Below are 12,583 nucleotides of genomic sequence, written 5' to 3'. Positions count from 1 at the left end.
ACGTACACTCCGCGCATGGCGATCGAGCAGGTGGCACTCTTCATGGACGGCGCCGTGGTCGCGCTCGTGGACGTGCGCGACCTCGACTTCGACGGGGAGGGTGCCGTCGGGTGGGACGGCGCGACCTGGGAACGGCGCGGCAGCTGGGTGTCCGCAGCGGCGCAGGCCCGCGCCCAGGGACTCCCGATGCCGGGGCAGACGCTGTACCGGCGCTACGACCGCGTCCCCGACCCGGAGACGGCGCCGAACGGCGACGTGCCGCTCGACGATCGCCTCTGAGCGCGGTCGCCCGGCGGCATCCGCCCGAGTGCCTGTGGACATCCCGGCGACGGGAGCGGCCGGCCGATACGCTGCAGGCTCCATCGAGATCGGAGCCCGGGTGCGTGACGGAGGTCGGCTGGCTCGGGCGGTCGGCCGGTTCGCTCTGGCGGCGTCGGCCGTGGCGATGCTCGCCGGCTGCTCGCTGGTCGCCGACGCATTCCGGCCGGGCGGGGTCGTGGAGCTCCCCTCGTCGCCCGAGCCGATCACCGAGGCGGGGGTGCGCCAGCCGAGCGAGCTGCTCGTCGGCGACTGCGTCGGGGACTTCGGCCCCGACGGCATCGTGGACGTGGTGCCCGTCATGCCGTGCTCGGATCCGCACCTGGCTGAGGCGTTCCACGAGTTCGACCTCGGCACGACGTCGTTGCCGTCGGACGACGAGTTGTTCCCGATGGTCGCGGCGGAGTGCGACGCGGCCTTCGAGTCGTTCGTCGGGGTCGAATGGTCGCTGTCCTCCCTCAACTGGTACTACTTCGCCCCGACGGTGGAGAGCTGGGACGAGGTCGACGACCGTCGCGTGCTCTGCATGGTGTTCGACCCCGCGGGCCTGACGACGGGCACCCTCGCCGGTGCGGGCCCCGGCGCCGCCGACGCGAGCGCCTGGGTGGTGGTCTCGTTCGAGGGCGACGAGCAGTTCGACCTCGGGCTCATGGACGCGCTCCTGCCGACCGAGCTCGAGGCGGACTCGGCCCTGAATCGTGCCGGTGCGGGCCGCATCGACGGCAACGACATCGGCGACCACGGATACGAGCTGTACTTCGTCGGCGACGACGCGGACGAGATGTGGGAGATCCTCGGGCCGGTCTTCGCCGAGGCGCCCGTGCGCTGGACCGGCGTTGAACTGCGCGACGGACTCGAGGACCCGTCTCCGACCGTGATCGTGCGCGACTGAGATCGGTCGTCCGGGGCATCCGTCGCCGTGTGACCGACGAGCGAGGGCTCCGCAGCGTGCGACGACGACCGGTGGTGGAGATGGGGGGAATTGAACCCCCGTCCATCGCTGAGATTCCACGCATTCTCCGGGCGCAGCCTGTGAAGGCGTTCTGCTCGGCCCCGACCTTTGCCACAGGCATCCAAGTCGACAGGCCCAGCCTGAGGAAAGTCCCGCACGACGCTCAGGCGACGTCGCGCAGCGAGTTCCCTAGATGACGCCAGGACCCGGGGCGGGAACACACCCGGGCTGACGGACTATCGGGCTCGCTTAGGCAGCGAGGGCGAAGTCGGACTGCTTCTTATTGGCAGTTATTGGTGTGCAGAGGGCGTTTACGAGATAACTCTGCATCCTCGGCCCGCTTCTCGTGGGCACACAGGCAATGTCGAAACCGATCATCCCCATGAGCCGCCGGATGGCGGGTCGTCGTCGCACGCTGTGGAGTTGTCAATCCCGCGACCCGAGGGGTGCGCGGCCTTTCAGAATACAACCTCTCCGGATCCCGCGCCATTCCCTGTGCACCGCCGACACGGCCGAGAGCAGGCGGATGCCTCGTCGCCAGCCCGTCACACGTACGTAATGCGATCAACACATTGCGCCCATACCGTCCATGCATGGGCACCACCGGAACCACCCGGCCGCAGCCGCCGACGACGACGGGAACGACGGCATGATCGACCGCGTCGACCCGTTCATCGGGACCGAGGTCACTTCCCTCCCGAAGCAGACCGGTCTCGCGGCGACGTGGTGGTGGGCCAAGCCCCAGGTCGGCAACACGCACCCCGGGGCGACCTACCCGCTGGGCATGGTGTCGGCGTGCGCGTACTCGGGCGCCTACCCCACCGGCTACGGGCGCTACGACCTCAATACCGAGGGCGTGCCGCGCACGATCCACGACGAGCCCGTGGCATCCGGCTTCACGCACTTCCAGCAGTCGGGCACCGGCGCGATCCGCAAGTACTACAACTACTTCCGCGTCACCCCCATGCTCGAGCCGCTCGACGTGCTCGGTCGCACCTGGGGCATCGAGGACGAGGAGGCGACGCCCGGGTACTACGCGGCGACCCTCGACTCGGGCGTGCGCTCGGAGATCACGGTCGGCCCGAAGAGCGCGGTGCACCGCTACACGTTCCCACGGCACGAGAACGCGCGCATCGTGATCGACTTCTCGCTGGGCGGCCTGTCGATCCCGTACGGCTCGACCATCCCGCTCCGCGCCCACCTCGAGCAGGTCGCCCCGGGCATCGCGCAGGGCGAGATCGTGGTCGAGGGCACGCCGCTGTCGGTCTACATCGAGTGCGACGAGCACCACTGGCGGCAGATGCTCTGGTACGACCGGCGGCTCATGCCCGGCGGCACGCGGCTCGACTTCGACCACATCCGCCCGACGACGCTGCGCCCGTTCGGACTCATGTGGGCCGGCCCCAGCGAGCCCGGCCACACCATCGAGATCCGCATCGGATTCTCGCTGCGCGGCGTCGAGCAGGCGCGCGAGAACCTGCGGCGCGACTGCGGGTCGGGGGCGAACCGCTTCGGGTACCGCCGCGAGCGCACCCAGAAGGCGTGGCGCAAGCAGCTGCGCTCGATCGCGGTCGACACCCCGTCGGCCGACCGCGAGACGATCTTCGGCACCGCGCTCTACCACTCGCTGATCAAGCCGTGCCTCGCCCCGCAGGAGAGCCCGTTCTGGCCGACCGACGGCCCGTTCGTGTTCGACCTCAGCACCATGTGGGACATCTACCGCACGCAGCTGCCGCTCATCACCACGCTGATGCCCGAGAAGGCCGTCGAGCTGGGCAACGCGCTGCTGACGATCTGCGAGGAGGAGGGCAACTTCCCCATCGGGTACCGCATGGCCCGCGGCAGCGACCGGTTCTCCCGCCAGGGCAGCGCGCTCGCGCAGACGTTCCTCGCCGACCTGTGCCAGCTCGGCCTGCCCGGCATCGACTGGGACTGGGCGCTCGTGCACATGCACAACGACCTGCGCCGCACCTACGGCGAGGACTTCCTGCTGCGGGGCCACGCGCACCCGATCAGCCACACGCTCGACCTCGCGTTCGGCTACTGGTGCACGGCGAAGGTCGCACTGCGCATGGGCGACCGTGCGCTCGTGAAGGAGTTCGAGCCGCTCGCGGCCCAGTGGGTCAACGCGTTCGACGCGGCATCCGGACTGCTGCGCGACTCGACCTTCTACGAGGGCAGCAAGTACAACTACTCGTTCCGGCTGCTGCACGACATGGAGGGCCGCATCGACCTCGCGGGCGGCGACGACGCGTTCGTCGGCCTGCTCGACGACTTCTTCGGGTACGGCGCCGACCCGGTCACCCAGCCGGGCGTCGACCCGAGCCCGGCCGAGCTCGCGGCGGGCTACTCGCTCGGCCGGTTCGAGGGCCTCAACAACGAGCCCGACATGGAGGCCCCCTGGTCGTATCACTACGCCGGGCGACCCGACCGCACCGCCGAGGTCGTGCACGCGATCGTGCAGCAGCAGTTCGGCACCGGTCGCGGCGGACTCCCCGGCAACGACGACTCGGGCGGCCTCAGCTCCTGGTACGTCTGGGCCTCGCTCGGCATGTTCCCCGTCGCCGGCCAGAACCGCTTCCTCGTCAACGCCCCGTCGTTCGCCGAGTCGGAGATCCGCGTCGGCGGCGAGGAGACCTTCTTCGTGCGCACCCGCGGGTTCCGCGAGCCCGAGCACGACGGCCCGGCGCAGTACGTGCAGTCGGCGACGCTCAACGGCGCACCGCTCGATCGCACCTGGCTGCGCGGCGACGAGCTCCACCGCGGCGGCGAACTCGTGCTCGAGCTGGGCGACGAGCCGTCCGCCTGGGGCACCGACCGGCGCCCGCCGTCCACACCCGTCCGCTGACCAGCCCAGACCAGACCAGCCCGACCGAAGCACGAGACCCGCAACCGAAACCCCGTCCACCCGAAGCGCAACACCGCATCACCGCACCATCGAACACCGGAGGAAGCCATGGAGACCAAGCCCCGGAACCGCCTCGTCATCGTCAACCGCGCCGACCCCGTGATCTGCGGGCACTCGGTCGAGGGGCGCAATCTCGCGGAGACGGCCCGAGAACGCGGCTTCGACGAGGTGCGCATCGTGACCTGGCCGATCGATCGGCTCGAGTCGACCGGGCTTCCGCTGAAGCCCCTCGACGGCGTGCTGCCGTACAGCGACGGCATCTTCGTCGAGCGGCCCGACCCGGTCGGCGACTACAAGGTGCCCGACGGCCGCTACCTGGCCGGCATCACCGGGCGCCTGGTCGAGCTGTTCACCGACGGCGTGCCGACCGTGTGCCTGTCGCTCTACCTCAGCCCGCACACCGTCGCGGTGTCCGACGCGGTGCGCGCGGCGTGGAGCACGGGCCTGCCCGTCAACGTGACGACCATCGCCGAGGCGGTGGGGTCGGATGTCACGAACGTCGTGCGCTCGTGCGTCGAGTCGGGCCAGTTCGGCGCTGCCGCGCACATCCTGTCGAGCTACCTGAGCCAGGACCACTGCGTCGCGGTCTCGGAGTACACGCGCGAGCTGATCGTGTCGTCGGCGGCCGAGATCGACGCGTTCCACGGCACGAAGTTCGCAGACCAGTGCCGCGAGCGCATCGAGATCTCCTACCCGGCGATCGACACCGACCAGTACCTCGACCTCGACGAGTCCGAGCTCGAGGCGCGCCTCGCGGCGCGCGGCCTCACGCGCGACGGGTACATCCTGTTCCTCTCGCGGCTCACCAAGGCGAAGGGCGTCGACGACCTCATCGCGGGCTTCGAGAAGAGCGCGGCGAGCACGAGCCAGCAGCTCATCATCGCCGGGCGCGGGCCGGAGGCCGAGGCGCTGCACGCCATCGCGGCCGCCTCGCCGATGGCCGACCGCATCCGCTTCCTCGACGACGTCGACGACGCGGAGAAGCCGTTCCTCATGGCCGGCTGCTCGACCTACGTGCTGCCGAGCAAGCCGCGCCCCGAGTTCGTCGAGACGTTCGGCATCGCGCTCGCCGAGAAGATGCTCGCGGGCGGCGGCCCCGTGATCACGGCCGACACCGGCGGCATCCTCGAGGCGGTGGGCGACCACGCGACGATCATCCCCGTGGAGGACGCGGATGCGATCGCCGAGGCGATCGACGCCGCCGTGGTGGCGCTCAGCCCCGAGGAGCGACTCACCCGGTCGCACGCGGCGCGCGAGTACGCCCTCCAGTTCGACCGGCGCAACGTGTTCGAGCGCCTCTTCACGGGCGCGGGTGCACTGCCGGAGGTGCTCCCGGTCTGAGGCGGCGGGCGGCGGAGTCGGCCGCGAGTTCGAAACACGAACGTTGTTTGGTATCGTGACGCGGTCATCTGACCGCGCGCGAAGGAGCAGCATTGGCCGACACCGCCGCCCCCACCACCTCACCGACCGGGGCCACGACCTCCGCGGCGCCGAAGCGCCGCCGGTCGCGGCTGCGCCGGGCGCTCATCGTCGCGGGCTCGATCCTCGGCGGCCTCGTGCTCGTCATCGGCGGCCTCGGCGCGTGGTTCCTCTACTCGCCCGCCCCGGCCGAGCCCGAGCTCGCGGCGTCCGTCGAGCAGCACACGATCACGGTCGACGGGCTCGAGCGCACCTACACCACCGTCGTGCCCGACGACCTGCCGGCCGACGCGCCCCTGGTGCTCGCCTTCCACGGCTCCAACGCCGACAGCGCCGCGATGCGGACGGTCGCGGGCTACCGCTTCGACGAGCTCGCCGTCGAGCGCGGCTTCGTGATGGCCTACCCCGACGGCTACGAGCAGACCTGGCACGGATGCCGCGCCGAGACGCCCTACCCGGCCCGCATCGACGACATCGACGACGTGGCGTTCGCCGAGGCGATCGTCGGCGCCGCCGCATCCGACCTCGGCATCGACACGTCCCGCGTCTACGCGACGGGCCTCTCGAACGGCGGCCACATGGCAATCCGCCTCGGCGCCGAGCGCCCCGACCTCATCTCGGGCGTCGCCGCGTTCGCCGCCGCCCAGCCGGCACCCGCGAACGACACCTGCGAGTGGTCGGGCGAGGCCGTGCCCACCATGTTCGTGCTCGGCACCGCCGACCCGATCAACCCGTACGAGGGCGGCGAGGCCGGCACGTTAGCCGGCAGCCTCGGCGACGTGTACTCGGCCGAGGAGTCGGCGCGCGTCATCGCCGAGCGCAACGGCGTCGCGGGCGAGCCCGTGGTCGAGCGCACGGGCGACGACGTGGTGCGCACCGCGTACGGCGATGACACGGATGCCGCGGTGGTGCTGTACACCGTCGAGGACGGCGGCCACGTCGTGCCGAACCCGGTCTACGCGCAGCCGCGCGTGATGGGCGCGACCACCGCGCACCTCGACGGGCCGCTCGTCGCGTGGGAGTTCTTCGCCGCGTCGGAGCGCTGAGCCGGCGGGTGCCGAGTGCTCGGCCCGCGCCTCAGCCGGCGCGCACGAGCACGGCCTCGAGCGCCGCGAGCTCGTCGAGGGTCAGCCCGCCCGCGAGCAGGTACTCGCGCGCCGAGCCGTGCTGCCGGTCGATGAGGTCGAGCGCCGACGCCAGTGCGTCGCGCGGGCTGCCGCCCATCAGCATGCGCAGGCCGGGCGAGTCGGGCACGCCGTACTCGCCCACGAGCCGGATCATGCCCTCGAGCCAGGCGCCCGCGAGGTACTGCTCGGTGCTCGCGTAGTCATCGAGCACGAGCTCGCGGTCGACGCCGACCGAGAGCAGCGCGAGCGCGGTGATGACGCCCGTGCGGTCCTTGCCGGCCGTGCAGTGCACGACCACCCCTCGCCCGTCGGCGCGCGAGATCTCGCGCAGCGCCTCGATGACGACGCCCGTGTGCTGGGTGACGATGCGCGCGTAGAGCGCGTCGAGCGTGATGCCGGGCTGGCCGGCGGATGCCCCGGAGCCCTCGAACACCGGCAGCCGCAGCAGTTCCACGTCGAGCCCGTCGAGGTCGTCGGGCCGGTTCGCGACCTCGTACTCGTCGCGCAGGTCGATCACGATGCCGATGCCGAGCTCGCGCAGCGCCTCGCGCCCGGGCTCGCCGAGCTCGTGCAGGGCGTCGGAGCGGAAGAGCACGCCCTCGCGCACCGTGCCGGTCGCGGCGGGCACGGGCCCGACCTCGCGGAAGTTGACGGTGCCGGGGATGTCGAGTCGGGTCGAGGCGTTCATCTGGTCGAGCCTAACCCCGCGTGCCGGCCCGGGGGCCGTCGGCGGGTGACGCTCAGGTGACCAGCAGCCGCTCGACGGCGTCGCGGAACGCGGCCGACACGGCACCCGGCGCGACCGCATCGGCGTGGCGCCGTGCGGCTGCCCGCACCTCGCCGTCGTCGCGCGCCGCGATCGCCGCGGCCCGCAGGCTGCCGGCGAAGTCGGCGTCGTCGAGGATCGTCACCCAGCTCCGCGCCGCGAGGTGGCCCCGCCCGTGCCCGTCGCTCACCGCGGCCGGCACCCCGAACGTCGCCGCGACCTCGACGAGCGACAGGTTCAGCGCGTCGGCGCCGTACGGCAGCACGAGCAGGTCGGCGGCGAGCAGCCAGCGCTGCATCTCGTCGTCGGGCACCCGCCCGATGGACGTCACGACACCGGCGCCCGCCTCCCGGAGCATCCGCTCGTCGTCGTCGCCGAACCCCTCGCCCCGCTCCCCGGCGATCAGGAGGCGGAAACGATCGTCGTCGTCGTGGATCACCCGGTGCGCCGCGAGCAGGCGGTCGAGGCCCTTGTAGGCCCGGAGCCGGCCGAGGAACGCGACGGCGATCTCGCCGTCGGCGAGGCCGAGCGCGTCCCGCGCCTGGTCGCGGCTGAGCGTCTCGGGCAGCCAGCCGAGGTAGCTGGGGTGGGCGATGCGCACGGTGCGTGCGGGGTCGATCGGGTACAGCCCCGCGGTCAGCTCGAGGGTGTGCGGGTTCATGATCGTCACGAGGTCGGCGTGCGTGCCGAGCCAGCGCAGCAGGGCGAGCTCGGGAGCGACGTGGGCGGTCTCGTGCGGCAGCACGTTGTGCACGGTCCAGACCACCCGGCCGCCGCGCGCCTGCAGCGCCGTCATCGCGTCGATCGCCTCGCGCACGGCGATCGCCGCGTCGAGGAGGTCCTGGGGCTCCTGGCTCACGGGCGAGGTCCAGTTCACGTGCAGCACGTCGCCGGCCCCGAGTTCGCGCAGGCCCCGGTCGTCGAGGCCCGCGCACGCGTCCACTCGCCAGCCGTTCCGGCGCAGGTCGTCGTACATGATCGCCTGCCAGTGGTTGCCCGCCCAGTACGGGAACGCCAGCAGCGTGTGCTGACCCGGCGCGGCACTCTCGTCGCCCCGGCCGCGCCGACGCAGGCGGCCGATCGCCGAACGCAGCCGCTGCGGCGCGCGGCGCAGCCCGTGGAGGAACGCACGACGGCGCGCGGCGGGTGCGGCGGCAGCGGCGGCCTCCATGACCTCGTCGACCAGGCGATCGATCGCCTCGCGCGCGGGCGGGTCGTGGGGCGCTGCCATCGGTGCGTCCTCCCGGGGAATGCGACGCCGGTCGTCGGGTGCGGTCAGTCTAGCGACGCGGCCCGCCCCGACCCGGGGCTACTCCCCCAGGTGGCGGCGGCTCGAGATGGCGCGGTCTGCCTCGCGCTTGTCCTGCTTCTCGCGCAGCGCCTGGCGCTTGTCGTACTCGCGCTTGCCCTTCGCGACCGCGATCTCGACCTTCGCGCGACCGTCGGAGAAGTACAGCTTCAGCGGGACGAGCGTGTACCCGCCCTCCTTGGTCTTGTGGCTGATCTTCACGATCTCCTGCTTGTGCAGCAGGAGCTTGCGCTTGCGCCGGGGCGAGTGGTTGTTCCAGGTGCCCTGGGTGTACTCGGGGATGTGCACGGCGTCGAGCCACGCCTCACCGCCGTCGATGTAGGCGTAGCCGTCGACGAGCGACGCCCGGCCCTGCCGCAGCGACTTCACCTCGGTGCCGCTCAGCACGATGCCGGCCTCGTACGTGTCCTCGATGAGGTAGTCGTGACGGGCCCGCCGGTTGGTGGCGATGACCTTCTCGCCGCGTTCCTTGGGCACGGTGCACTCCCGTCTCGATCGCCCCGCCGGGTGCGGGGCAGCCTCACAGTCTAGCGACTCCTAGACCCGCAGGTACCGCGCGATCGCGATGTACGCCGACAGGGCAGCGAGCACCACGCCCGAGACGATCAGCAGCGGCACGACGACGAGGGCATCGCCGAGCCCGACGAGCGCGGTGAACGTGAGCCGGGTCGACAGGTAGCCCTGCACGAAGAACTGCACGATGCCGACGACGGCCGCCCCGGCGAGCAGCGACCCGATGAGGGCGGCGAACACGCCCTCGAGCACGAACGGCGTCTGGATGAACCGGTTCGACGCGCCCACCAGGCGCATGATGCCGAGCTCGCGCCGGCGCGAGTACGCCGACAGCCGGATCGTCGTGGCGATGAGCAGCGTCGCGGCGACGAGCATCACGAGCGCGACGCCGATCGCGGTGTAGCTCGCGGCGTTCAGCACGGAGAAGATCTGGTCGAGGTAGCGCCGCTGGTCGACCACCTGCTCGACGCCGGCGACGCCCGAGAAGCTCTCGGCGATCACGGCCGACTGCGACGGATCGACGAGGTTGATCCAGTACGTCTCGTTCAGCACCTCGGGCGTGACGTAGTCGGCCGCGGGCGTGCCCTCGAACTGCGCCTGGAAGTTCTCGTACGCCTGGTCGTGGTCCTCGAAGTAGTACTCGTCTATGAAGGGCGCGAGGGTCTCGGAGTCGAGTTGCGCCTCGATCGCGGCGCGCTGCTCCTCGGTGGCCTCGCCGTCGGTGCAGGTCGTGCCCGGCGACACCGAGGTGCAGAGGTACACGGCGACCTGCGCCCGGTCGTACCAGTAGTTCTTCATCTGGGCGATCTGCAACTGCAGCAACGCCGCGGTACCCACGAACGTGAGCGACACGAAGGTCACGAGCACGACCGACACGACCATCGAGGCGTTGCGCCGCAGGCCGCTCGCCGCCTCGCCGAGCACGAGTCCGACTCTCATCGGGTGGGCCCCACTTCCTGCTCGTCGTCGCCCTGCTTCGGCTCGCTCGCGCGCAACCCCAGCCGTTCGGCGAGCGTGAGCTGGTGGGCCACCTCGGGCGTCGGCTCGGCGTGGCTGACGCCGTCGAGCACGTGGTCGGCACCGGATGCCCCGGAGTCGTCGCCCTCGCCCTCCGCGCCGGTCTCGTCGTCGGCCAGGTCGACGACCCCCGTCGCGGCGGCGGTCACGCGCGCGGCGGCATCCGTCACCTCGTCGCTCTCCTCGGGCTCCACGTACAGCGGCTTCGCCTGCTGCATCGCAGCGACCGGCACCTTCGGCGCCGCGACCTGCACGTCGCGCTCCGCGGCGATCTGCTCGCGCGCCTCGTCGTGCCCGTACCCGCCCTGCCGGTCGTCGCGCACGACGGTGCCGGCCGAGAGCTCGATGACGCGCCGCTGCATCTGGTCGACGATGCCGGCCTCGTGCGTGGCCATGACGATGGTCGTGCCGCCCATCGAGATGCGCTCGAGCAGCGTCATGATGCCCGCGCTCGTCACCGGGTCGAGGTTGCCGGTCGGCTCGTCGGCGAGCAGGATCTGCGGCTTGTTGACGATCGCGCGGGCGATGGCGACCCGCTGCTGCTCACCACCGGACAGCTCGTGGGGCATCCGCTTCGCCTTCTCGTCGAGGCCGACGAGCTTCAGGGTCTCGGGCACCGCCTGCTGGATGTAGCCGCGCGACTTGCCGATCACCCGCAGCGAGAACGCCACGTTGTCGTAGACGTTCTTGTTCGGCAGCAGCCGGAAGTCCTGGAAGACGACGCCGAGGCTGCGCCGGAAGTACGGCACCTTGCGGCTCGAGATCTGCCCGAGGTTCTGCCCGAGCACGTGGATGCGGCCCGCCGACGGCTTCTCCTCCTTGAGGATCAGCCGCAGGAAGCTCGACTTGCCCGACCCCGACGCCCCGACGAGGAACACGAACTCGCCCTTGAGGATCTCGACGTCGACGCCGTCGAGCGCCGGCCTCGGGTTGCCGGGGTACTTCTTGGTGACGGAGTCGAAGCGGATCATCGGGTCGAGCCTAAGCAGCGGCCCGCGCTCTGTCAGCAGCGACGCGCGTGTCGCCCGCGAGCCTGTGCGGTCGCCGTGTGCCGGCTGTGACGGGCGAGCGGATGCCTCGAGCCTGCGCGCGGGCCCAGGGGCATCCGCTCGCGTGCTGTTGCGGCCCGAACCTAGGCCGGCTGCGCCTGCTGCTGCTTACGCCAGCGGATGCCCGCGGCGATGAAGCCGTCGAGGTCGCCGTCGAAGACGTTCGTGGGGTTGTTGACCTCGAACTCGGTGCGGAGGTCCTTGACCATCTGGTACGGCGCGAGCACGTAGGAGCGCATCTGGTCGCCCCAGCTCGCGGTGATGGTGCCGGCGAGCTCCTTCTTCTTCGCGGCCTCCTCCTCGCGCTGCTGCAGCAGCAGGCGCGACTGGAGCACGCGCATCGCGGCGGCGCGGTTCTGGATCTGCGACTTCTCGTTCTGCATCGACACGACGATGCCGGTCGGGAGGTGCGTGATGCGCACGGCGGAGTCGGTCGTGTTGACCGACTGGCCGCCGGGGCCCGACGAGCGGAACACGTCGACGCGGATGTCGTTCTCGGGGATCTCGACCTCGACGGCCTCCTCCATGAGCGGGATGACCTCGACGGCCGCGAAGCTCGTCTGCCGCTTGCCCGCGGAGTTGAAGGGGCTCATGCGCACCAGGCGGTGCGTGCCGGCCTCGACCGAGAGCGTGCCGAACGCGTAGGGCGCGTCGACCTCGATGGTCGCCGACTTGATGCCGGCCTCCTCGGCGTAGCTCGTGTCGAGCACCTTCGCCGGGTACTTGTGCTGCTCGGCCCAGCGCAGGTACATGCGCAGCAGCATCTCGGCGAAGTCGCTCGCGTCGACGCCGCCGGCGCCCGCGCGGATCGTGATGACCGCGGGCTTCGGGTCCCACTCGCCGTCGAGCAGGGTCTGCACCTCGAGGTCGCCGATGGTCTTGGTGAGCGCTGCGAGCTCGTCGCGGGCCTCGGCGGCGCTGTCCTCGTCGCCCATCTCGTTGGCGAGCTCGACGAGCACCTCGAGGTCGTCGAGCCGCTGGTCGACCTTCTTCACGCGGGCGAGGTCGGCCTGCTTGTGGCTCAGGGCACTCGTGACCTTCTGGGCGTGGTCGACGTCGTCCCACAGGTCGGGGGCGCCTGCCTGCTCGCTGAGGTCGGCGATCTCCGACTCGAGCCGGTCGACGTCGACGACGGCGCGGATGTCACGGAAGGTGGTGCGCAGGGCGGAGATCTCCTGCGAGAGGTCAAGTTCCAACATGTCGGC

At 71.3% G+C, this 12,583-nt stretch carries 11 protein-coding genes and 1 other RNA gene; 5 read left to right on the top strand and 7 right to left on the bottom strand.

The window, feature by feature from the left end; all coding sequences use genetic code 11:
* Nucleotides 1-15: 15 nt before the first annotated feature.
* A complete protein-coding gene (locus QMG39_RS13890) occupies nt 16-279 on the top strand; it encodes a hypothetical protein (RefSeq protein WP_281885977.1) in 264 nt (87 codons plus the stop codon).
* A 100-nt stretch (nt 280-379) separates the two neighbouring features.
* The gene (locus QMG39_RS13885) at nt 380-1,210 is read left to right on the top strand and encodes a hypothetical protein (protein ID WP_281885975.1); all 831 of its coding nucleotides are present in this window, start codon (nt 380-382) and stop codon (nt 1,208-1,210) included.
* Nucleotides 1,211-1,282: 72 nt separating this feature from the next.
* Here the strand turns inward: QMG39_RS13885 and ssrA are convergent.
* Nucleotides 1,283-1,652: a transfer-messenger RNA gene (ssrA, locus tag QMG39_RS13880) on the bottom strand.
* 207 nt (nt 1,653-1,859) lie between these two features.
* Here ssrA and QMG39_RS13875 point away from each other — a divergent pair.
* The 3 genes from QMG39_RS13875 to QMG39_RS13865 all read left to right on the top strand — a co-directional run bounded on the left by QMG39_RS13875 (nt 1,860) and on the right by QMG39_RS13865 (nt 6,643).
* Nucleotides 1,860-4,118, top strand: coding sequence for a glycoside hydrolase domain-containing protein (locus QMG39_RS13875; protein ID WP_281885974.1), 2,259 nt, complete (start codon nt 1,860-1,862; stop codon nt 4,116-4,118).
* Nucleotides 4,119-4,226: 108 nt separating this feature from the next.
* Nucleotides 4,227-5,519: a glycosyltransferase gene (locus tag QMG39_RS13870; RefSeq protein WP_281885972.1), complete on the top strand. Its 1,293-nt coding sequence runs from the start codon at nt 4,227-4,229 to the stop codon at nt 5,517-5,519.
* 92 nt (nt 5,520-5,611) lie between these two features.
* Complete coding sequence (locus QMG39_RS13865) at nt 5,612-6,643, top strand: CE1 family esterase (protein ID WP_281885970.1); 1,032 nt, start codon at nt 5,612-5,614, stop codon at nt 6,641-6,643.
* A 31-nt stretch (nt 6,644-6,674) separates the two neighbouring features.
* On the opposite strand, the gene QMG39_RS13860 is transcribed toward QMG39_RS13865, so the two are convergent.
* The 6 genes from QMG39_RS13860 to prfB form a co-directional block, all read right to left on the bottom strand.
* On the bottom strand, nt 6,675-7,412 hold the full coding sequence (locus QMG39_RS13860; RefSeq protein WP_281885969.1) for a tyrosine-protein phosphatase: 738 nt from the start codon (nt 7,410-7,412) through the stop codon (nt 6,675-6,677).
* Between the two features lie 52 nt (nt 7,413-7,464).
* Complete coding sequence (locus QMG39_RS13855; RefSeq protein ID WP_281885967.1) at nt 7,465-8,721, bottom strand: glycosyltransferase; 1,257 nt, start codon at nt 8,719-8,721, stop codon at nt 7,465-7,467.
* Between the two features lie 78 nt (nt 8,722-8,799).
* Nucleotides 8,800-9,276, bottom strand: a complete 477-nt coding sequence (gene smpB, locus QMG39_RS13850) for an SsrA-binding protein SmpB (RefSeq protein WP_281885966.1) — start codon at nt 9,274-9,276, stop codon at nt 8,800-8,802.
* A 60-nt stretch (nt 9,277-9,336) separates the two neighbouring features.
* Entirely contained in the window at nt 9,337-10,251 is a 915-nt protein-coding gene (gene ftsX / locus QMG39_RS13845; RefSeq protein WP_281885964.1) for a permease-like cell division protein FtsX, read from the bottom strand.
* Nucleotides 10,248-11,300, bottom strand: a complete 1,053-nt coding sequence (gene ftsE, locus QMG39_RS13840) for a cell division ATP-binding protein FtsE (protein ID WP_281885963.1) — start codon at nt 11,298-11,300, stop codon at nt 10,248-10,250. Before ftsE ends, ftsX begins: the two co-directional genes overlap by 4 nt.
* A gap of 161 nt (nt 11,301-11,461) precedes the next feature.
* The gene (gene prfB / locus QMG39_RS13835; RefSeq protein WP_281885961.1) at nt 11,462-12,577 is read right to left on the bottom strand and encodes a peptide chain release factor 2; all 1,116 of its coding nucleotides are present in this window, start codon (nt 12,575-12,577) and stop codon (nt 11,462-11,464) included.
* Nucleotides 12,578-12,583 lie beyond the last annotated feature (6 nt).

This window comes from Agromyces rhizosphaerae, assembly GCF_027925245.1.
Taxonomy (GTDB): domain Bacteria; phylum Actinomycetota; class Actinomycetes; order Actinomycetales; family Microbacteriaceae; genus Agromyces; species Agromyces rhizosphaerae.
This window is presented reverse-complemented; position numbering and strand designations above follow the sequence as displayed.

Coding starts and splice junctions, on each gene's coding strand:
- QMG39_RS13890 (WP_281885977.1), top strand. CDS start 16: ATGGCGATCGAGCAGGTGGCACTCTTCATGGACGGCGCCGTGGTCGCG.
- QMG39_RS13875 (WP_281885974.1), top strand. CDS start 1,860: ATGCATGGGCACCACCGGAACCACCCGGCCGCAGCCGCCGACGACGAC.
- QMG39_RS13870 (WP_281885972.1), top strand. CDS start 4,227: ATGGAGACCAAGCCCCGGAACCGCCTCGTCATCGTCAACCGCGCCGAC.
- QMG39_RS13860 (WP_281885969.1), bottom strand. CDS start 7,412: ATGAACGCCTCGACCCGACTCGACATCCCCGGCACCGTCAACTTCCGC.
- QMG39_RS13855 (WP_281885967.1), bottom strand. CDS start 8,721: ATGGCAGCGCCCCACGACCCGCCCGCGCGCGAGGCGATCGATCGCCTG.
- ftsX (WP_281885964.1), bottom strand. CDS start 10,251: ATGAGAGTCGGACTCGTGCTCGGCGAGGCGGCGAGCGGCCTGCGGCGC.
- ftsE (WP_281885963.1), bottom strand. CDS start 11,300: ATGATCCGCTTCGACTCCGTCACCAAGAAGTACCCCGGCAACCCGAGG.
- prfB (WP_281885961.1), bottom strand. CDS start 12,577: ATGTTGGAACTTGACCTCTCGCAGGAGATCTCCGCCCTGCGCACCACC.